The organism is Rufibacter ruber (assembly GCF_014138425.1).
In the GTDB taxonomy this organism is placed as follows: Bacteria; Bacteroidota; Bacteroidia; order Cytophagales; family Hymenobacteraceae; genus Nibribacter; species Nibribacter ruber_C.
Genome location: NZ_JACJIQ010000002.1, coordinates 21737 through 41927, shown reverse-complemented (window position 1 = coordinate 41927; position 20191 = coordinate 21737). Strand labels below are relative to the sequence as shown.

15 protein-coding genes are annotated in these 20191 nt (G+C 53.3%); 8 read left to right on the top strand and 7 right to left on the bottom strand.

Annotated elements, in window-relative coordinates:
- The first annotated feature begins 55 nt into the window (after nt 1-55).
- Nucleotides 56-1192, top strand: a complete 1137-nt coding sequence (locus tag FHS90_RS02790) for a hypothetical protein (protein ID WP_182511628.1) — start codon at nt 56-58, stop codon at nt 1190-1192.
- A gap of 137 nt (nt 1193-1329) precedes the next feature.
- Nucleotides 1330-1518, top strand: a complete 189-nt coding sequence (locus tag FHS90_RS02785) for a FeoB-associated Cys-rich membrane protein (RefSeq protein WP_066832764.1) — start codon at nt 1330-1332, stop codon at nt 1516-1518.
- Between the two features lie 65 nt (nt 1519-1583).
- Here the strand turns inward: FHS90_RS02785 and FHS90_RS02780 are convergent, their stop codons facing one another.
- Together FHS90_RS02780 and FHS90_RS02775 are read right to left on the bottom strand one after the other, a co-directional pair.
- Nucleotides 1584-1994, bottom strand: a complete 411-nt coding sequence (locus FHS90_RS02780) for a response regulator (protein WP_182511626.1) — start codon at nt 1992-1994, stop codon at nt 1584-1586.
- A gap of 9 nt (nt 1995-2003) precedes the next feature.
- Nucleotides 2004-3878, bottom strand: a complete 1875-nt coding sequence (locus tag FHS90_RS02775) for a PAS domain-containing protein (RefSeq protein ID WP_182511624.1) — start codon at nt 3876-3878, stop codon at nt 2004-2006.
- 274 nt (nt 3879-4152) lie between these two features.
- On the opposite strand from FHS90_RS02775, the gene FHS90_RS02770 reads away from it, so the two are divergent.
- Entirely contained in the window at nt 4153-4491 is a 339-nt protein-coding gene (locus FHS90_RS02770) for a hypothetical protein (protein ID WP_066832755.1), read from the top strand.
- 34 nt (nt 4492-4525) lie between these two features.
- On the opposite strand, the gene FHS90_RS02765 is transcribed toward FHS90_RS02770, so the two are convergent.
- From FHS90_RS02765 to radA, 4 genes are all read right to left on the bottom strand, one after another.
- Entirely contained in the window at nt 4526-5518 is a 993-nt protein-coding gene (locus FHS90_RS02765) for a mechanosensitive ion channel domain-containing protein (protein WP_182511622.1), read from the bottom strand.
- Nucleotides 5519-5723: 205 nt separating this feature from the next.
- Nucleotides 5724-6749, bottom strand: a complete 1026-nt coding sequence (locus FHS90_RS02760) for an SPASM domain-containing protein (RefSeq protein WP_182511620.1) — start codon at nt 6747-6749, stop codon at nt 5724-5726.
- Between the two features lie 495 nt (nt 6750-7244).
- A complete protein-coding gene (locus tag FHS90_RS02755; RefSeq protein ID WP_066832748.1) occupies nt 7245-8687 on the bottom strand; it encodes a peroxiredoxin family protein in 1443 nt (480 codons plus the stop codon).
- Between the two features lie 156 nt (nt 8688-8843).
- Nucleotides 8844-10223, bottom strand: coding sequence for a DNA repair protein RadA (radA, locus tag FHS90_RS02750; RefSeq protein WP_066832745.1), 1380 nt, complete (start codon nt 10221-10223; stop codon nt 8844-8846).
- 197 nt (nt 10224-10420) lie between these two features.
- Between radA and FHS90_RS02745 the strand changes: the two genes are divergently transcribed.
- The 3 genes from FHS90_RS02745 to FHS90_RS02735 all read left to right on the top strand — a co-directional run bounded on the left by FHS90_RS02745 (nt 10421) and on the right by FHS90_RS02735 (nt 13890).
- A complete protein-coding gene (locus FHS90_RS02745) occupies nt 10421-10843 on the top strand; it encodes a hypothetical protein (RefSeq protein ID WP_182511618.1) in 423 nt (140 codons plus the stop codon).
- 56 nt (nt 10844-10899) lie between these two features.
- The gene (locus FHS90_RS02740; RefSeq protein WP_182511616.1) at nt 10900-11973 is read left to right on the top strand and encodes a hypothetical protein; all 1074 of its coding nucleotides are present in this window, start codon (nt 10900-10902) and stop codon (nt 11971-11973) included.
- Nucleotides 11974-12474: 501 nt separating this feature from the next.
- Nucleotides 12475-13890, top strand: a complete 1416-nt coding sequence (locus FHS90_RS02735) for a methyltransferase RsmF C-terminal domain-like protein (protein WP_182511614.1) — start codon at nt 12475-12477, stop codon at nt 13888-13890.
- A 531-nt stretch (nt 13891-14421) separates the two neighbouring features.
- Here the strand turns inward: FHS90_RS02735 and FHS90_RS02730 are convergent.
- Complete coding sequence (locus FHS90_RS02730) at nt 14422-15609, bottom strand: class I SAM-dependent rRNA methyltransferase (RefSeq protein WP_182511612.1); 1188 nt, start codon at nt 15607-15609, stop codon at nt 14422-14424.
- A 529-nt stretch (nt 15610-16138) separates the two neighbouring features.
- Here FHS90_RS02730 and FHS90_RS02725 point away from each other — a divergent pair.
- Together FHS90_RS02725 and FHS90_RS02720 are read left to right on the top strand one after the other, a co-directional pair.
- A complete protein-coding gene (locus tag FHS90_RS02725; RefSeq protein WP_182511610.1) occupies nt 16139-17131 on the top strand; it encodes a dipeptidase in 993 nt (330 codons plus the stop codon).
- 321 nt (nt 17132-17452) lie between these two features.
- Nucleotides 17453-20128, top strand: a complete 2676-nt coding sequence (locus FHS90_RS02720) for a TonB-dependent receptor plug domain-containing protein (protein WP_182511608.1) — start codon at nt 17453-17455, stop codon at nt 20126-20128.
- Nucleotides 20129-20191 lie beyond the last annotated feature (63 nt).

The following is a 20191-nucleotide window of genomic DNA, read 5'->3' as shown; positions in this document are numbered from 1 at the left end:
CAATCGCCTATGGTACTGTTCAATTCGCTATTTTGGATGAATCAACTAAACAGGCATGGGCGAAACGATTTTCCTTCTGGATGAGAATAGAAAGCTGGTAGAATTAAATGAGGCTACCTATGACTCAGAAGATTTGCTCCAGCAATTGCTGGCAGATTATCCCAATCTTATTTCAGGAAGCCAGATCAACAAGGATAACCCACGGCGGTGGCTGTTGATCTCCCGCGAGTTTGGCGTGCCAGATGAAGAGAACGCTGGTAACCGCTGGTCTTTAGATCATCTGTTTATTGACCAGGATGGGGTGCCTACGTTGGTAGAAGTAAAACGCAGCAATGATTCCAGAATTAGGCGCGAAGTAATTGGGCAAATATTAGATTATGCGGCCAATGCGGTCTCCTATTGGTCCATTGGGGAGATACAGCGCAGGTTTGAGGAGCAGTGCAAAGCCCGGGGCAGTCAATGTGAGCGGGTGCTGGAGGAGTTTTTGGCCGCCGAAATGGAGTCGGAAACCTTCTGGGAACTTACCAAGACCAATCTGAAGGCCGGCAAAATAAGAATGCTCATCATTGCTGACAAAATCCCCAAAGAGCTACAGCGCATCATTGAATTTTTGAACGAGCAGATGCAAACCGCCGAGATTCTGGGGCTAGAGATCAAGCAGTTCATTGGGCAGAACAACCTGAAAACGCTGGTGCCCCGCGTGATTGGCCAGACTACTGTGGCTGAGGACCTGAAGAATATTTCCAGAGGAAGGGCAGATCGCTGGACCCAAGATGCTTTTTTTGATGAACTTTTTAACCAATGCGGCAGTAGAGAAGCTGGCATTGCAAAAGAGCTACTTGATTATTTTACACCTAAAGTTACACGGGTTAGGTATGGAAGAGGGCATCAATTAGGGTCTTACCAGCCTGTTTTCCACAGAAATGGACACGACTATCGGCTGTTTGGAGTATGGACGAATGGATATGTGGAAATGTACTTCCAGTATTACAAAGACCAACCAGCATTTCAACACGAGCAAAAGCGTCTTGAATTATTAGAGCGGCTAAATCAGATTGAAGGTGTTTCTATAGCCAGAGATAAGGTTACAATGCGTCCCAGTTTTCGGCTTCATCTTCTAACAGATGAAAAGCAGCTTCAAAAATTTATTGAAGTGATTGATTGGATCATTGAGGAAGTGCAGAACAGCTAATCATTTCTTGAGCAGTAGCTCCTGTTTCCGGGCTGTTTTTGGGAAAACAGCCCGGAAACAGGAATTGCCTCAGGTATACCTCCCTTTTCTGCCCAAGACTAAACTATTTATACCGTGGCGGGCGTTATCTTTGCGTTATGGTACAGGAAATCATCATCTTCTTGATTTTTGCGGTAGCGGCGGGGTACCTGCTGCGCATGGGCTACAAGAGCTTCTTCGCCAAAGAGGCGGGGTGCGCCAAAGGCTGCGGCGGGGCGTGCTCTGCTATTGACCTGAAAAAGATTGAGCGCGAGATACAGGCGAAACGTGCTTCGGCAAGGCCGTAAAGGAGAGAGGGAGCCTGTAGAACCGGTTTCAGCCTGACAGAAGGAGCAGGCTGAAACCGGTTTTTTTATGCTTCAGGGGTGTTGGTGACAGAATTGATGATTTCTACAAACTGCTCGGCGCGCATGGGTTTGATCATGTATCCTTTCACCTGGGGGTACTTCTTTGCCCGGTCCTGGTCTATCATACTGGTAGAAGAGCTGGCAATGTACAGGGTGACTTCTTTGGCTAACTGCAGTTGGGAGAACTGGTCCAGGAACTGCCAGCCGTCCATGTAGGGCATCTCCAGGTCCAGCAGAATCAGTTCTGGCAGCAGCCCGGCCTCGTGCTGGTGTTGGGTGAGAAACTCCAGGGCTTCCTGGCCGTCAAAGAACTGAAGTACCTTTTCGGCCTTGCCAGAGGTGAGAATGAGGCTTTTGGAGTAGTATTGGTAGATGTTGTCATCATCTATCAGGCAAATGCTTGACAAAACAGTCATTAGGAGAAGTTAAAAGGTTACTATGAATTTGCTGCCTACCAAGGGCTTGCTCTTTACTTGAATAGTGCCCCCCAGGGTTTCAATTTGGTTTTTCACCAGAAAGAGCCCCACTCCCCTGCTGTCAAACCCCTTGTGGAAGATCTTCTTCAGTTTAAAGATGTCATTGCCGTACCGCTTGAGGTCAATGCCCAGGCCATTGTCCCTGACAGACAGCACCGTTCTGCCTTTGGCAGTGTAGGTTTTGATCTTGATATGCGGGTAAACCCCCTTCTGGCTGTACTTGAGGGCATTGCTCAGCAGGTTGTAAAGAATGCTCTCTAAATAAATTTTAGGGTAGGCCACGGTTTCAAGCGCCAGGTCCTCTTCAATGCGGGCGTGGCTGTTGAGAATCTGCCCCTCCAGGGCACTGTAGGTTTTCTCCAGCACCTCTTTAAAGGAGCAGGTGTCATACGCAATGTTCTTGTTCATGCGCGCCTCTACAATGTTCATGAGGTCAGCCAACGTCTCGTTCAGGGCGTCGCTTGATTTGAGCAGCATCTGGAAAGCCGGCACCTCTATGGCCTGCGGCAGGTCAGTGGGCAACAGATCCAGCATGAGCCGCACATTGCCGGCGGGCCCCCGCAGGTTGTGGGAGACAATGCGGTTGAACTCTTCCAGCTGGTGAATCTTGTTTTCCAGGTCATGGGTGGTGATGCGCAGCTTCTGGTTGTTGTCTTCCAGCTGGGCAATCAGATTCTTGGAATGGCTGATGTCTATGATCTGCGAAATGAAGAAAGACGGCTGGCCCGCCGTGTCCCACACCAGTGATACTGAGAGCAGTACCCAGATGAGGTGCCCGTCTTTGTGAAAGTACCGCTTCTCCATCTGGTAAGACGTGATCTCCCGGCTCAGCATGCGCTGCACGTTGTCCAGGTCTGCGCCCAGGTCATCTGGGTGGGTAATGTCCTGAAAGGTTATGGCCTGCAGCTCATCCTGTGTGTACCCCAGCATCTGGCAGAGGGCAGGGTTTACCTCCATCCAGGCACCTTCTGGGGAAACCAGAGCCAGCCCTATAGACGAGAAGTAAAAGGTCTTGGAGAACTTGCTTTCACTGAGCCGCAGCTGCTGCTCAGCCATCTTGCGGTCATGAATGTCTTTGAGCGTGCCCACTAACCGGAGCGGCTTGCCTGAGGCGGAGCGGGTCATGACCTTGCCAGAGGTGAGTATCCATTTGTAAGAGCCGTCTTTGCAGCGCAGCCGGTGCTCTATCTGGGAGGTGGAGTATTCGCCGCGGGTAAGTCTTTTGATAATGCCCATCACCCGGGGTTTGTCATCTGGGTGAATGCGGTCTTCCCACTCTCTTATGTCATTGCTCAGCTCAGTCTCGCTGTAGCCTATCATTTTTTTCCAGGTGTTGGAGAAATAGGTCTCCTGGCGCTCAACGCGCCAGTCCCAGACCCCCAGGCCGCTGCCGTCTACCGCCAGGTGCCAGCGTTCCTCACTCTGCCGCAGTTCATCCTCCAGCCAGTAATGCTCTGTCACATCCAGCAGGGTGACCATGACAAACGCCCCCTGGTTCAGGGTGAGCAACTTGGTGCTGATCTTTAGCCAAGGCGAGATCTTGCCTTTCACCTTGACCCCGGTTAACACATCCTGCTGAGGGGCACCCGTCTGTAATGTAAGCTGGCAGGGGTACTGGTCTTCCGGAATAACTGCCCCAGAGGCATCTACCAGTTCCCAGCCCTCTGGGTGAGAACCGGGGTTTAGCAGCTGTGGCTTGCTGAGGTGCAGCAGTTGGAGGGCTTTTTCATTGAACCCCACAATCTCCGCGGCGCGGTTCTGGAGCAGCACGCCCTCCTCAATAGAGTCAATGACGGCTTTGAAGAAATCTACTTCTGGTAACATCCTGATAGTGAAAATGAAGGCAGCGTATCACTGGGTATCTGCCTGAAACAAAAAGTCTCTTAATAAGCAGGGTCTTATCTATCAGGGGAGTTAAGATAATGGCAGCTTTTCTGGTAAACATAACGTTGCGGGTGCAAATATAATTGCTTTACACCTTACGCGCCTTTACGGCGAAGAATATTATATTTTGAATATAACCCGGCAACAAACGGTTTGTTTTACGTATAGCCCAAATACGAACAAAAGCTATTCACCATACCTAACCATACTAGCTATGCAAGACAAGGAAGAACTTACCAGCCAGCTGAAAGTAGAGGCAAAGCTGAAAAATGAAGGCTATACAGAAGATTTCAGGGTCACAGAAGATAACCGCCTTTGCTCTTACAGCGGTGACAAGAGCTACAGCGTTGATGAAGTAAGAATTGTAGACTTTTACCGCTTTGAGGGCGAGACCAACCCAGATGACATGGCCATTCTGTACGCCATTGAATGCAATGACGGTACCAAAGGCAAAATCTCCAACTCCTACGGCCCGTACGCTGACCAGAACATAGACGCCTTCTTAAAAGAAGTAGAAGACTTGGGTAAGAACATAGATGAGAGCGGCGTGTAAGCCCCCAATCACCAAAAGCAAAAGCGGCCGAAGACTATTCTTCGGCCGCTTTTGCTTTGTCCCGGTCTCCGCCCGTGGCAGAGGGGGACAAAGGAGCCCCCGCACCTTCCTCTGCCTCTGCCGGCTGTGACAACTGCGGAAGTGCCTCCTTGAGCTGGATAGACAGGTCTTTGCCGCCCTTCACCCCAAAGTTGAGCGTACGTATTGGGAACGGAATCTCAATGTTGTGCTGGTCAAACGCCTTCTTGATGCGCATAATGGCCTCGCTCTTGGCGTAGACAAAATCAGTCTGGCGCTTGTACTGGATCCAGTAGCGCACCAGAAAGTTAATACTGCTGTCTCCAAACTCCTCATACACCACCTCTACCTCTTTGCCTGAGATCATGTTGGGGATGTCTACCATGGCCGCCTTCACCACCTGCTGCACGCGCTCCAGGTCCTCTGCATAAGAGACGCCCACCTTTAAGTCAATGCGCCTGATGCCGTAGTGCGAGTAGTTGATCAGGGCAGACTCAAACACCTTGCGGTTAGGCATTTTCACCAGTTCACCGGTTTGCCGCCTTATGTCTACCGTGCGCAGGTTAATGCGCTCAATGGTGCCAAAGTGCTCATTGGTGTCAATCACATCACCCACCACAAACGGTTTCCTGATGGCAATAATCACCCCTGAGATAAAGTTGGCTGCAATGTCTTGAAATGCAAAACCCAGGGCCAAACCTATGATACCGGCACCCGCCAGCAAGGTGGTGACGGTCTTGTCCAGCTTAAGAATGCTCAGGGTGAAAAAAATACCCAGGGCCAGGGTGGCCACGTACACCGTGGTTCCCACCAGGTTATTGAGGGAGCTGCTGTGCGTGAACCGGATGAGAAGTTTATCTGACGCCCGGCGGGCCAGGCGGGCCACTAAAAAAGAGAGAATTAAAACAACCGTGGCCAGGAAAAGCTCAGGCAGCATGAGCACAATCTGCTTGAGCCAGCGCTCCAGTTTACCCCACAAAAGTTGAAAAGCTTCATTAAGTTCAGTCACAGGCGAGCAAGTAAGAGGTCACAGAATTGGGAGCCGCTGAAAGCGTGGCAACAACTCCCATACGAAAGATAACGCGTGCGGGGTACACAAACTAATGGGGCCACGCAAATACCTGCCGCTGCGCCTGCATGACGGTGCAAGAAAGCCACCGGCTGTTTTTGACCTGTTTTCCCAAAAACAGCCCTAAAACAGCTTTCACCAGAGATTACCCCCAGACTTTGGTGCCTTCTGAGCAGTTGCGGCACATGTCTAGCTGGCTCCGGCTTTGCAGCAGCGAACCCCTGAACTGGCGGTAGGCATCACTCTTCCAGAGGTCGTTGAAGGTTTGCTGCTGCAGGTTGCCCAGGCGGTAGTGGGCGTCTTTGTCAAAGCAGCAGGGCACCACCAGGCCGTCCCAGGTGATGACGCAGGAGTGCCACATCTTCCAGCAGCCGTCAATCAGCTTGTTCTTTAAGGAATACGTGCCGTTGGGCTGCGCCTGGTAACGGCTGTAATAATCAATGGTGGGGATGAGCGGCGAGCCGTGCTCATAGTCATAGATCTGCGCGGTCTTAAACCACACGTCATCTACGCCCAGCGCTTTGGCCAGCTGCCTGGCGTCTTCAATCTGGTGCTCATTGGGTTTGACCACCAGAAACTGGAAGATGAGGTACGGGGTTTTGCTCTTCAGTTCGCGCTTGTATTTCACCAGCCGTTTGGTGCCTTCCAGCACCTTGTCCAGTTTTCCGCCCACGCGGTACTGCTGGTACACGTCTTGGGTGGTGCCGTCTAAGGAGATGATCAGGCGATCCAGCCCAGATTCTACGGTTTTGCGGGCGTTTTCTTCGGTTAAATAATGGGCGTTGGTAGAGGTGGCCGTGTAAATGTTCTTGCCGGCGGCGTATTTCACCAGCTCCAGGAACGACGGGTTCAGGTACGGCTCCCCCTGAAAATAGAACAGCAGGTACAGCAGCCGGTCATGCAGCTGGTCAATGGTCTGCCGGAACAGCTCTGGTGACAGCATACCCGTGGGCCGCGTAAACGACCGCAGGCCGCTGGGGCACTCGGGGCAGCGCAGGTTGCAGGAGGTGGTGGGTTCCAGCGAGATGCTCACCGGGCTCCCCCAGTGGCGGGGCTTTTTGGTGAGGCGGGCCAACGCATAGCTGCTCACCACCTGCAGCGCGTTCCAGGCGCGGCGCGGCGTGAGTTTAGATGCTAAGTTGAGTCCGTCCTGTAAAGTGCCTCGGGTCAAGGGGTCAAAGGGCTAAGCAGTGAAGTTCGGCTACGCCGATGCAAGAGTAGCACGTGAAACCGCACCGGTTGGTTGTGCACAAATGCGTTTTAGCGCTGTTTTTGCAAAAGTAGCCCTAAAACAGGAAGTAGCCTACTCCCGGGGTTGCCCTCAGCGCTGAAACCAACCGTCTCACCGCCCGGCCGCAGCGGAAGCTGACTGTAAAATGCGCTAGTGGGCTATTTAGCGCCTGTTTACATTTTAGGTTCATCAGCGAAAAAAGCAAGAGCGAGGTTCTGCCAAAGCGTTTTTTGAGCCTCGTAGCAGCGCCACGAAGGCGCTAAAAGTGCTAGCCAGCTTCTTGCTGTGGCCTGTATGAAAGCATGAAGGCCATTTTTTAAACAGGCTCTTAACCCACACTTTCTTCAGAAGTTTAAAAGAGAAGAAGTTAACCCATGCTGCCGTTTAAGCCGTTCTGTTTTGGGGCTGTTTTCTGAAAAGGAGGCCAGAAACAGCTTATTTCCCCTTTGCCTGGGTTTGGGTCAGGCGGTACTGGTCAATGAGGGCGGCTATCTCGCGGGCACCTTCGGCGTGGCCGGGGCGGCGGGCGTTAGAGCTGATGATGTTGCCGTTGGGGTCAATCAGATAATAACTGGGGAACGTTTTCAGGTCATAGTCTTTCACCAGCTTGGCAGATGGGCTGGCCAGGTGCAGCTGGAGCGCAGGAATGGGTTTTTGGGCTACTTTCTGTTTCCAGGCCTCCAGCTCCTCCCCCACAGACACTTGTACCAGCACCACGTCTTTGGGGGCCAGCTGTTCGGCAAAGAACTTGTACGCCTGCTGGTCAACGGTGCAGATACCGCAGGCGGCGCGCCAGAAACCCAGGTAGACGATCTTGCCTTTTAAGCTGCTCAGGGAAACGCTGTCACCGGTAGAAGACAGCAACGTGAAGTTAGGGGCCGCGCTGCCCATGCCTACTTTTCTGAACTGCTGGTACTGGCCTTTCACGTAGCTGATAAACTGGGGTATTCTTGCTTCCTGCTGAAAATCACGGTACATGGCATCTGTGTCTGGCACGTACCCAAACTTGATAGACTGAGACAGGATGCGGGACATCATCATCTCCCGGGCGGGGCCTTTGAGTTCCTGCTTCACCATGTTGTACATAATGGGGTAATAGTCCCGCTCCGGGTTGCCGCGGCGGTCACTCAGGGCCTTGTGCTGGAAGTAGTTCACCAGAAAGTCAAGGTAGGCCTGGTTGCGCACCGCCCCCGCCTTGTTCAGGTCAATTTCTTTCAGGTAGCCATAATAGCTGCTGGAGAGCTGGGGCGGGAGGCCACCCACCCGCTTGCGTACTTCCGGGTAGGTCAGGCGGTCATTGGCGTAGCTGAACTCAATCTGGGCCTGGGCATATTGCATGAACGCCTCTGAGACGGGGGAGCTTTTGGTGAATTTCTCCAGGAAATCGCGCTGGTCCTGGCGGCGCTCCTCCAGAAACTGCAGGAACTCCTTCTCCCGTTTGTGCACGTTGTCTGGCAGCACCTGGTAATCTTCCTCCTCCTCAAACTTGCGCTCGTATTGCAGCAGGTAAGCGTTCTCATTGGTACCTTTGCCTTTGAATTTGATGCTGTAGATAAAATCATCAGCGTTCACCTTGACATCCAGGTTGTCTCCCGGCTGCAGGAACAGCATGATAGACTCTGAACCGTGCACCAGCTCAGCCAGCATGGGCTCTGCCAGGGGGGCGGTGATAGTGAAGTCGCCGCTCTTAGACAAGGCCGTGGTGTGCGACTCACCGGTGTAGGAGGCCGGTACGGTGTAAATCTCCAGCAGCACGCTGTCACTAATAGGCTTATTGATTTTGCCAGAAATGGTCACCGTTTTCTGCGCCCACGCTGAATAGCTCAGCAGGAGCGTAAGAACCAGAGCGGTCAACAGCTTTTTAGAGAACTCAAGCATAGCTGATAAAATATAGGTTGGGGATGCCGGTACGCGTTGTTGAAAATCAGAACAGGTTACAGGTTGGTTTGTTCCGGCCACTGGCCGCCCCTATGCCAAACTATAAACATGTCCTTACAACATATTCTCCAAAAAACAGTTCAAAACAGGAAATCCTTACCCAAAAAGTCCGCTGAACACTTCCTCTAACCGGCTCACCGCGTGAATCTTAATGGTAAATCTGCTTAAATCTACACCTTTCTTGTTGTACTTGGAAATATAAATATCCTGAAATCCCAGCTTCTCTGCCTCTGAGATGCGTTGCTCAATGCGGTGCACCGCGCGCACCTCGCCGCCCAAGCCCACTTCTGCGGCAAAACAGGAGGTATGCGGAATGGCAATGTCTTCAAACGATGACAGCAGCGCCGCGCAGATAGCCAAATCCAGCGCCGGGTCTTCTACTTTCAGGCCGCCGGCAATGTTCAAAAATACGTCCTGCGTGCCCAGCTTAAAGCCGCCGCGTTTCTCCAGCACGGCCAGCAGCATGTTCAGGCGTTTCACATCAAAACCGGTGGCAGTACGTTGCGGCGTGCCGTAGGTAGCGGGCGTCACCAGGCTCTGCACCTCAATCAGCAACGGGCGGTTGCCTTCCATGGTGCCGCCAATGGTAATGCCGCTGAACGTCTCCTCGCGCTGCGATATCAGGATCTCAGAGGGGTTGCTCACCTCTCTTAGGCCGGTGCCCAGCATCTCGTAAATGCCCAGTTCAGACGTGCTCCCGAAACGGTTTTTGGTGGTGCGCAGAATGCGGTACGTCATGTGGCGGTCGCCCTCAAACTGCAGCACCGTGTCTACCATGTGCTCCAGAATCTTAGGCCCCGCCAGGTTGCCTTCTTTGGTGATGTGCCCAATCAGGAACACTGGCGTGCCGCTCTCCTTTGCGAACTTTAGCAGCTCTGCCGTACACTCGCGCACCTGCGCCACGCTGCCCGCCCCGCTCTCAATAAACGATGAATGCAAGGTCTGGATGGAGTCTACAATCAACACCTCGGGCCTTAGCTGTTCAATCTGCTTGAAAATGTTCTGGGTGCCGGTCTCGGTGAGAATAAAGCAGTTGGGGTGTTGGGCGCCCAGCCGCTCGGCGCGCATTTTAATCTGCTGCTCGCTTTCCTCGCCCGAAATGTACAAGACGCGCTCGTTCTTCAAACTCAGCGCAATCTGGAGCATGAGCGTAGACTTACCAATGCCCGGCTCCCCGCCAATTAAGACCATGGAACCCGGTACAATGCCGCCGCCCAGCACGCGGTTCAGTTCGCCGTCTTGGGTCACAATGCGGTGCTGCTCAGAATAGGTAATCTCGGCAATGGGCTTGGGTTTGGCGGCTACGGTCTGGCTGCTGGAACCCACTTTCCAGGCGGTGGTGGGCGTCACGTCCTCGCGGGCCACCACTTCCTCTACGTACGTGTTCCATTCGCCGCAGGCCGGGCAGCGCCCCACCCACTTCGCCGACTGCGCCCCGCAGTTCTGACAGAAATATGCTGTTTTAATCTTCGCCATAAATAAGAGAATTCCGCGCCGCGGAAAACGGTTCAAGTTAGGGATTTGCGGCTGATAAATACGGACAGCAGAAGAACAATTTCTAACAGAGAAAAACTCCGTTTTTGGGCTGTTTTCCTGAAAACAAGCCAAAAACAGGTATATCTACCATTGGCTTGCCGCCGTTAAAAGAGAAAATAGATCAAGGAGGTAAAAGAATGGAATACAAGAATATAAGAACGGTTTTCTTTGCTTTTTGGGTGGTGGCCCTTGGTTGGCTGGCAGGCTGTAAAACGGCCAACGCGCCGGCAGATGCCAACGCTGAGGCGGCTACGGTGCAGTATAAAAGCATGGCCCCGCAGCGGGTAGACATTAGAGGTTCTATTTTTCAGAGCCGCTATGACCAGGGGCAGGTGATGCTGGAGGTAGAGGGCTTTGGTTCTACCCCAGATTCGCGCTACAACCGGGCGTATGTGCTGGTGCTGCCCACTACCCAGATAGTGGACCCCGAAGGCAAAACCATAAGCCTGAGCGAGCTGCGGCAGGGGCAGGATGTGGCCATTGTGCTGCGCGGCGGTGGCCGGGGCAATTTTGTAGGGGTGGGCGTGGCCCGAAAAGTCTGGCTAGAACAGCGGCTCTGATTCTGGCCTGTTTTTCGTAAATTGCAGCAAAACTGAACTTTACGATTCTCTGCCCTATGGCTTTTTTCTCCCCACGGCGCATTCAGGTTCTGTACGGCCTGCTCCTGCTGTGTTCTTTTCAAGCGCTTGCCCAAGGCGGCAAGGCCCTCAAAATAGCTGATCTGGAGGTGCAGGTGGCGGGTACGGCCCAACCGGTCACGCAGTTCCATTATGCGTTTCAGGCGGGTGATGTGGTGGTGCTGAACCTGGAGAACAAGGCCAAGGTCAACTACAGGCTCACCGTGACCGAGTATTTCTCCAGCTCCCCGCTGTATGCCACCGAGGAAGCCAAGAAGGTGAACAATCTGAAACTCAACATTCCGCAGAAGTCTGTGTACACCATTACGTTGCAGAGTCTGTCTGAAACCAGCACCAGGAGCCACTTCACGCTCACCAGAATCCCGGGCAGCGCAGCCACGCAACATTTCAACACCCACGTGGCCTGGCGCACGGTACAGGACACCACCTGGACCACCGCCACCCAAAAGGTGCTGGTGAAAACCGAGCTGGTGCCGGAGCCGCTGCTGGACAAGACGTTCAGGGTGTCTTCCCGGGCCAGCCTGGGCAGCAACAACCGCACGTATGAGCGCTTTAAATTACCGGCTGGTACCAAGCATTGGGTGTACTGGGTGGGGGTGGGCCAGGAGTCTGTAGAGGCGCTGCAGGAGACGGGCAAAACCCTGGCCAAAGGCGCCTCTGCGTTGCTGACTGGGAGTAACCCGCTGGTGGCGTTCGGGCTGGGGCTGCTGCCGCAGTTGCCCCAGGTGAAGAGCAGCGGCTACATCAGCTACTACCTGTTCAACCAGAAGAATGCCGCGCTGTTCAAGAATGAAGAGGAAGGCTGGAAACCCTACGCTGTGGCCAAGGGGCAGGACGTGCTCAGCGACTACGGCAAAGTGCTGGCCACGCAGACGCCCAAAACCGAAGACGGCTACCTATACCTCGGCTTTGACAACCCCAGCACCATCACGGGGCTTGATTTGACCTTGAAGGTGGTGGCCTTTGTGGAGCAACCCACGTACCAGAACAAAACCATACGCAAGCCCGGCAAGATTAACACCCGCAAAGAACCCATTGTTCCGGCAGATTAATTCTGTTTTTGGCCTGTTTTTCTGAAAACAGGCCAAAAACAGGACCTCACACCAGCCCCCTCTCCCGTGGAGAGGGAGTGTGCTGTTCATCACTTCCATTCATCGCACGTTGCTGCTTTGCTGTTCGGGATTTCTAATCCCGAACTACTCTGTCGGGGGTTTCCTAATCCCCGTAGCTAGCTGGCTGCAATAACGCAGGCACGGGGATTGGTAAATCCCCGACAAACAACTTTCGGATTAATAAATCCGAAAGGGCGATGTTTACATCACGATAGCCGTGCCCCCACCATCTTGTCATTCGGGAAGAATCTTGTGGGCAAGCTAGAAAAGCCCTGATTACTTATTAATGCCGTTCGCTACCAAGATCTTTTCAGGATGACCACATTCTTGATTGATTCTGAAGTCCTGTCTTTCCGTTTTTGGCCTGTTTTTCAGAAAACAAGCCAAAAACAGAAATGGTATCTTTGCGGCGGCTTAGGCTTTACGTTTTGACTTTCATTTATGCCTGTACAACTTCCGTCTTCGTTCCAGAACCGTATGCAAACCCAGTTGGGAGCAGATTTTGCCGCTTTCACGGCGGCTTTGGGCCAAGCCTCGCCTACCAGTATACGGGTGAATACAGGCAAAGCAGATTTGCCATCGGGCTTGCCCGAAGTGCCCTGGACCCAAACCGGCTTCTACCTCCCCACCCGCCCCAGCTTCACGCTGGACCCGCTGTTTCACGGCGGCGCCTACTATGTGCAGGAGGCCAGTTCCATGTTTCTGGAGCAGGCGCTGCGGCAAAGCGTGGACCTGGAGGAACCGCTGGCGGTGCTGGATTTGTGCGGCGCCCCCGGCGGAAAATCGACCCATTTGGCTTCGCTGCTTTCGCCTGAGAGCCTGCTGGTGAGCAATGAGGTCATTAGGGCCCGCGCCGGCATTCTGGCCGAGAACATTCAGAAATGGGGTAGCGGCAACGTGGTGGTCACCAACAATGACCCCAGCCATTTCCAGTCGCTCACGGGGTTCTTTGACGTGCTGGTGGTAGACGCGCCCTGCTCGGGCGAAGGCATGTTCCGGAAAGACCCGGATGCCATTCAGGAATGGTCAGAGGCCAACGTGAAACTCTGCTCAGAGCGCCAGCGCCGCATACTCATGGACGTCTGGGACTGCCTCAAACCCGGCGGAGTCCTCATTTACAGCACCTGCACCTATAATGCTGAGGAAAACGAAGAAAACCTGGCCTGGCTGGCGCAACAGCAAGATGTAGAAACTATAGCCTTAGAGCTGCAACCCTCTTGGCAGGTCACCCAAACCCAGGAACAAGGCATGCACGGCTACCGTTTCTACCCCCACAAAACCCAGGGCGAGGGCTTCTTTCTGGCCGTGGTGCGCAAAACCGGCGGCGACGAAGCGGGCAAATACCGCAAAAGCAAACGGCCTTATCTGGTATCAGCGTCAAAGCAGGAGAAAGCGCTGGTGCAAAACTGGCTCAAGGAGCCGAAAGACTGGGAAATAGTCAAACACCAGGACACCCTCAGAGCTTTACCCGCCGCCTGGATGCTGGAACTGGAGCAGGTGTATGAGAAACTACGGGTGGTCTATGGTGGCATTGAGCTGGCCGAGGCCGTCAAAAACAACGTAAAACCGCTCCCCGCGCTGGCGCTCTCGCAGCACTTGGCCCCAGACGCTTTTCCGCGCGCGGAGGTAGACCTGGCTACCGCCCTCAAATTCCTGCACCGCGAAGACGTTTCCTTAGAAGAAGCCGCCAACGGCTGGGTGCTGGTGCAGTTCAACGGCGTGGGCCTGGGTTGGGGCAAAAAACTCCAGAACCGCGTGAACAACCACTACCCCAAAGAATGGCGCATACGCATGAGCCTGGATGAGGCCCTGCAGCCGGAGAACCTGGCAAAGCAGTTTGTGCTGGGGAGAGTTTAGTATCAAGTATCGCGTATCAGGTAGCAAGACACTGGTTTTCCTGTTTTTGGCCTGTTTTCTGAAAAACAGGCCAAAAACGGAATATTCAAGTCTTTGCGTACCTGTTATGGCGCGGAAGTGACTCCTGTGGCTTATCAAGTTAACAACCTTCTGGCGCGAGTCTCCAGACTCGCGCCTACGGATAACTGGTAGTCTCCAGACTACCCTCGCTGCCCAGCAGCGAAAGGTCCATTCCCGATCCTCTATTGGCTCAAATTTATTTCCATGTCCTCTGAGTCATATAAATAATTGATACACGTTCAAGAAATAACAGGTGGTTCCCGGCGGGTCTGGAGACTCGCTTCATCCCCAGTCACGAGACTGGAGTCTCGCGCCAGTGCTTCTCCGGCAACTGGCGGTTAGAAAAAAACAGAAAGGCCTCTGCCGACATCAAACGGCAGAGGCCTTTCTGTTTTCGGGCTGTTTTCTGGAAAACAGCCCGAAAACAGAAATCACAAGTCTTGCTACTTGATACGCGCTACCTGCTACTAACTATTCTACATACAGCACCAGGCCCTTCAAATACTCACCCTCCGGGTGGAAGATGCTCACGGGGTGGTCAGCGGGTTGGGAGAGGTGGTGCATGACTTTCACGTTACGGCCGGCTTCAATGGCGGCGGCCATGACGGTGCTCTGGAACAGGTCTTTGTCCACCACGCCCGAGCAGGAGAAGGTGAAGATGATGCCGCCGGGCTTGATCTTTTCAATGGCCTCGGCGTTCAGGCGCTTGTAGCCCATGAGCGCGTTATGCCGCACTTTCTGGCTCTTGGCAAAGGCAGGCGGGTCCAGGACAATCACATCATACAACCCTTCTTTGCCGCGCAAGAACTCAAAGGTGTCAATGGCGGTGGCTTGGTGGCGGTCCTGGCCGTGGTTCAGCTCAGCGTTCTGCTCCGTGAGGGCAATGGCTTTTTTAGAGACATCTACTGAGTGCACGGCGGTGGCCCCGGCGTTCAAAGAGTAAATAGAGAAGCCGCCGGTGTAGCAGAAGGTGTTCAAGACGGTTTTACCCTTGGAGTAGTGCGCCAGCAGGGCCCGGTTTTCGCGCTGGTCAATGAAGAAACCGGTCTTCTGCCCCGTCACCCAGTCCACCAGAAACTTGTTGCCGTTCTCGGTGACCACGTGCGGCACGGGCGTTTCGCCAATGAGGTAGCCGTTCTGGCCCTGCTCGGTTCCTTTGCTGGGCAAGGTCTCGGCGCTTTTGTCATACACGGCGGTGAGGGTGCCGTTATAGACTTCTACCAGCGCCCGGGCAATCTCATGACGCACGTGGAACATGCCCACGTTGTGCGCCTGCAGCACGGCGGTGTTGCCGTACACATCTACAATGAGGCCGGGCAGGCTGTCGCCTTCGGCGAAGATGACGCGGTACACGTCTGTCTGGGGGTTGTCCAGGAAGCCCTGCTCCCGGCGGTAGTCCACGGCGCGCTGCACGCGGCTCTTCCAGAAGGCGTAGTCAATCTCCACTTCGTCAAACGAGAAGATGCGCACCGCAATGGAACCCGGCTGGTAGTGGCCAATGCCCAGGAACTCGCGGCGGTTGGTATAGACGGCCACCACGTCGCCCTCCTGCACGCCCTCGTCCATCTTTTTGATGGCCCCTGAGAAAACCCACGGATGAAAACGTTTGAGCGAGTGCTCTTTGCCGTTGTGCAGGATGATAGAAGGTAGTGCGGTCATAATCTGTGGGCTGTGCTTTCGGCTGCGCCGAAGTTTGTTTCTGCAAAAATCGGGAAAAAATATGGCTTTGTGGTGCGGGAGCCGCCGCTTCTTTGTATGTTGGCAGAACAGGAAGCCCAAAGAAGGGGGAATCTGCCTTCTGGATAGCCGCTGGGCCACCAGGACAGAAGCAGGTGTTTTCGACCTGTTTTCCAGAAAACAGGCCAAAAACAGGAATTTTTTGTCCGCTCTGGGGCTAGAGCTGGTTTTTAGCTGAATTTCTGTTTTGGAGCTGTTTTCCCAAAAACAGCCCTAAAACAGAAGCCCAGGGGAAGGCCGTAAATGACAGGGGTGCAAAGACAAACCGGGCCTGTGCTTTTTACCGTGCCTTCTGAAAAATATTTGGGCCGAATGGGAAAGGCTTCCGTAGACCGCCTTTTCACTTTGTGGGCAAGCTTCTGTATTGCTTTTGAATACGTTCACTCAGGCTTAGGGGTATGCCCCGGGCGGAAAGAGATATACCTTAAGAAATAACACAAGGAATAATACATTGAACCATCCCCTTCCCATCATTGACCTGCACTGCGACCTTACCGGGTACCTGGCGTGGGTACCGCAGGCCACAGCCATGGATGTAGACATGATAGGCTGCGCCATTCCGCATTTGCAGGAAGGGCGGGTGAGGCTGCAGGTCATGGCGTTCTTCACCCCCACCGAGCCCGGAAGTGCGGCGTTTACTTTGAAACAGGCCCGGCTTTACAGGGAGGACCTGCTGCAGGCGGAGAGCTGCTTTGCCGGGGTAAACCAGCAGCAGGTGCTGGCGCAGGTGACGCAGGGCGAGCGGGTGGCCATCATGGGGGCTATTGAGAACGCGTCTGGCCTGGTGGAAGAGGACGAGCCGCTGGAAAAGGCCTTTGAGCGGCTGGAGGAAATCATACGCCTGGCCGGCCCGCTGCTGTACATCAGTTTCACCCACGCTGAGGAGAACCGGTTCTGCGGCGGCAACTTTACCCCGGGCATAGGTCTGAAACCAGACGGCGAGGAGCTGCTGCGCTACCTGCACGGCCGCCGCATTGCCCTGGATTTGGCCCACACCTCAGACGCCGCCGCCTATGCCCTGCTGAATTTTATTGATAAGCATGGGCTGGAGGTTCCGGTGATTGCCAGCCACTCCAATTTCAGGGAGGTGTACGGCAACGCCCGCAACCTGCCGCTGGAGTTGGTGCAGGAGGTGGTGCGGCGGGAGGGGCTGATTGGGCTTAACTTCCTGAAGAAGTTTGTGCACCCAGAGCGGCCCGAGGTCTTGCTGGAACATGTGCACTACGGGCTGGAGCACGCGCCGCAAGCCCTCTGCTTTGGCGCAGATTTTTTTCAGGAGACGGGCAACATGGCTGGCGGGGAATCTAATTTTCATGAGGGGCACCGCAACGCCCGGCAGTACCAGGTTATCTTACAGGAGCTGAGGGAGCAGTACCCTGAGACAGCGCTGGCAGCCGTGAGTCACCAGAATGCGCTGAGGTTCCTGCAACGGTTGTGGGCATAAGGTGTCTTTCAGGGAATAGCTGCCAGCCATCTGTAAATGCTCTACAAACTAGTCAAGCTCAGACTTTGGCAGGGCAATCATAAAACCTAACCAGTTTAATGATTGCAGCTTCATGAGCGGCTTCTTCTATGTTAAAAATTATATTTGATCACCTATAGTTTAAATCAATTCTTTCAGTAGATTTATTGATTCATATAGTTTGTATACACTAGCCTATCCCCTTTATTCATGTCCCCAAAATCAAAGATTGCCTTCAGGTTACTGTCTGTGGCCTGCTTTTGCTTGTTTGTTGCTTTTGTCCCCAAGGCTTGGCAAGAGGGAATGCTGGAAAAAATAATTGGTAAGCTTACTTTCTTTGAAAATAACTATCCGCAGGAGAAAGTCTACCTCCATCTTGATAAGCCCTACTATGCCGCCGGGGAAGATATGTGGTTTAGTGCCTACCTGGTGAACAGCTCAGATCACGCTCCTAGCCCCATCAGTAAAGTATTGTATGTTGAATTGGTGAACCCGCAGGATTCCATTGCCCAGCGGGTGGTGCTTCAGATAAAAGAAGGGAAGGGGGCTGGTGATTTTACCTTGTCAGATACTATTCCGGCAGGGCTGTACCGCCTGCGGGCCTATACCAGCTGGATGCAGAACTTTGATGAGGCGTATTTTTATCACCAAAATGTGCAGATCTGGAACCCGCGGGAAAGTGACTTAACCCCTGCTGCTGATTTTGCCTTCAAGCCTCAGGCCAAAGGGGACTCTGTTCTGGTTGACCTGCAGTTACTGACTCCCTCTGCCGCGCCCGGGCCGCAAACAGCGCTTACTTATACCGTGCTGCAAGGGGCAAAAAAGGTGGGTACCCGTAAAGTGACCACCAACCCTTCGGGTAAAACCAAACTCAGGTTCTTCCTGCCAGATACAGATGGTCTGCAGAACGCCCAGCTGCGGTTGGCTTTTGTGCAGGGGCAGCAGACAATCACTAAGAACCTGCTTATACCTAAACCGAACAAGATAGACCTGCAGTTTTTTCCGGAGGGAGGAAATTTAGTGAGCGGGTTCTGGAACACCATAGGTTTTAAAGCGGTAGATGCCCAAGGCCTGGGGGCAGAGGTGAAGGGCGGTATATTTGATCAGAGTGGAAACAAAGTCGCAGATTTTGCCAGCCTCAAGTTTGGCATGGGCCGTCTGGGGTTTATGCCAGAGAAAGGAAAGCGGTATGAAGCCAAGGTCAAAGACGCAACCGGATCTGTGACTACTTATCACCTGCCGCTGCCTTTGGACCAAGGCATGGTTATGGCGGTAGACAATACTAAGTCAGACAAAGTGCGGGTAAAGTGCTATGCAGTTGGGTTTGCAGAAGGCACTGGCAAGCCTACGGGGCTGCATGTGGTAGCGCAAGCAAGAGGTGTCACTTTCTTTGGGGCCAGCAGTGCCACCGGGCGTGATGTCTTCCAGGTAGATATCCCTAAAGAGAAATTTCCTTCAGGGGTGTCGCAGATTACGCTCTTTAATCAGGCTGGCGAACCTCTGGCAGAACGGTTGGTTTTTGTAAATCAAAGCAAGAACCTGAAGATAGCTGTTATCCCAGACAAGCCTGCTTACAAGCCAAGAGAAAAGGCTACGCTGCAAATTGAAGTGAAAGATGCAGCGGGCGCGCCGGTTGTTGGCAATTTCTCCCTGAGTGTGACAGACAGCAAGACGGTAGTACCCGCCCCCCATGCTGCCAACATAGTTTCGTATCTGCAATTGTCTTCAGATCTGAAGGGGTACATTGAGCAGCCAGATTATTACTTCTCTTCTGATCAGCCAGAGGTGCAGCTGGCGCTAGACAATCTTATGCTCACGCAAGGCTGGCGCCGGTTTGTCTGGCAAGAGATCATGAAAGATAAGTTTCCAGTTATGTCTTCTCCGTTAGAGCAGGGGCTGTCAGTGAGTGGCGTGGTAACCCAATATAATGAGAAGAAGCCTGTGAAAGATGCGGTGGTGACTATGTTTGATGTGGCTAAAATGAAGAATATGCTGGTAGGGCAGTCAGATGCGCAGGGAAGGTTCTCTATTGCGTTGCCACCCTTAACAGATAGTTCCAGGGTGGTGCTGCAGGCCAGTAACCAAAAAGGGAAGAGTAATTTACTGGTCAACCTTGAGACGTTGGCTCCTGCTGTTGTGCAGCCCAAGGTGCCTTATGCACCGCTTGCCACTCCGTTGTCTGGCCCACAGTGGGCATACCTGCGCAGCAATAGGGAACAGTTGAAAGTAGATCAGTCTATGGGCAAGGGAGTGATGCTGGGTGAAGTGGTTATCAGAGGCCGTAAAGATCCTGATGCAAACAGAAGTATGGCTGACCGCAGTACCCTTCATGCCCCCAGAGATGTTAGTTACTCCGTTTCTGGCAGCAGATTCTCACCAGGAATAGATATTATCTCCAGTCTGCCTGGAAGAACACCGGGAGTTGCCATGGTTGAGGGTAAGTTGGTGCTCAGGGGGGCGGCAAGGCAATCGTTTGATTTTGGCGGAGAAGGAGGGGCAAGTGAAGCCGGTTCTACAGAACCACTGTACTTGATTGACGGCGTTCGGGCAGACATGGGTATGGCGCAAGCGGTTGATGTGACAGAGGTGGAACGGGTAGATGTGCTTATGCCAGGTGCCCCCTCTGCTATTTATGGTTCTGAAGGGGTGTATGGAGTGATTTCCATTATTTTAAAGAGACCAGGTACGTATGCCGCAAAGACCAATGCCCGTTGGCAAGGTGTAGCAATTTATAGGGGGCCAAAATTTCTGACAGAGCGGGAGTTCTACATGCCCAAATATGATAAGCCGTCTGAGGTGCATGTGCCAGATTGGAGAACCACCTTGTACTGGCACCCCGCCATCAAGACCAATGCAGAGGGAAAAGCGCAGGTGGCCTTCTATTGTGCAGACTCTAAGACAAGTTATATGGCCGTGGTAGAAGGAGTCACTTCAAAGGGAAGCCTAGGTAGGGGTAATGGCGAAATGCAGGTGCGGTAACGGCTATAGAAACTTTCACGCTGCTGCATTTAGGGTCTGTAAGAATATCAATTTAAATTAAAG

Excerpts from the sequence above, each read along its gene's own strand:
- FHS90_RS02730 (WP_182511612.1), bottom strand. The coding sequence starts at position 15,609 with ATGACCGCACTACCTTCTATCATCCTGCACAACGGCAAAGAGCACTCG.
- FHS90_RS02755 (WP_066832748.1), bottom strand. The coding sequence starts at position 8,687 with ATGCTTGAGTTCTCTAAAAAGCTGTTGACCGCTCTGGTTCTTACGCTC.
- FHS90_RS02790 (WP_182511628.1), top strand. The coding sequence starts at position 56 with ATGGGCGAAACGATTTTCCTTCTGGATGAGAATAGAAAGCTGGTAGAA.
- FHS90_RS02735 (WP_182511614.1), top strand. The coding sequence starts at position 12,475 with ATGCCTGTACAACTTCCGTCTTCGTTCCAGAACCGTATGCAAACCCAG.
- FHS90_RS02775 (WP_182511624.1), bottom strand. The coding sequence starts at position 3,878 with ATGTTACCAGAAGTAGATTTCTTCAAAGCCGTCATTGACTCTATTGAG.
- FHS90_RS02740 (WP_182511616.1), top strand. The coding sequence starts at position 10,900 with ATGGCTTTTTTCTCCCCACGGCGCATTCAGGTTCTGTACGGCCTGCTC.
- FHS90_RS02785 (WP_066832764.1), top strand. The coding sequence starts at position 1,330 with ATGGTACAGGAAATCATCATCTTCTTGATTTTTGCGGTAGCGGCGGGG.
- FHS90_RS02745 (WP_182511618.1), top strand. The coding sequence starts at position 10,421 with ATGGAATACAAGAATATAAGAACGGTTTTCTTTGCTTTTTGGGTGGTG.
- FHS90_RS02780 (WP_182511626.1), bottom strand. The coding sequence starts at position 1,994 with ATGACTGTTTTGTCAAGCATTTGCCTGATAGATGATGACAACATCTAC.
- FHS90_RS02720 (WP_182511608.1), top strand. The coding sequence starts at position 17,453 with ATGCTGGAAAAAATAATTGGTAAGCTTACTTTCTTTGAAAATAACTAT.
- radA (WP_066832745.1), bottom strand. The coding sequence starts at position 10,223 with ATGGCGAAGATTAAAACAGCATATTTCTGTCAGAACTGCGGGGCGCAG.
- FHS90_RS02770 (WP_066832755.1), top strand. The coding sequence starts at position 4,153 with ATGCAAGACAAGGAAGAACTTACCAGCCAGCTGAAAGTAGAGGCAAAG.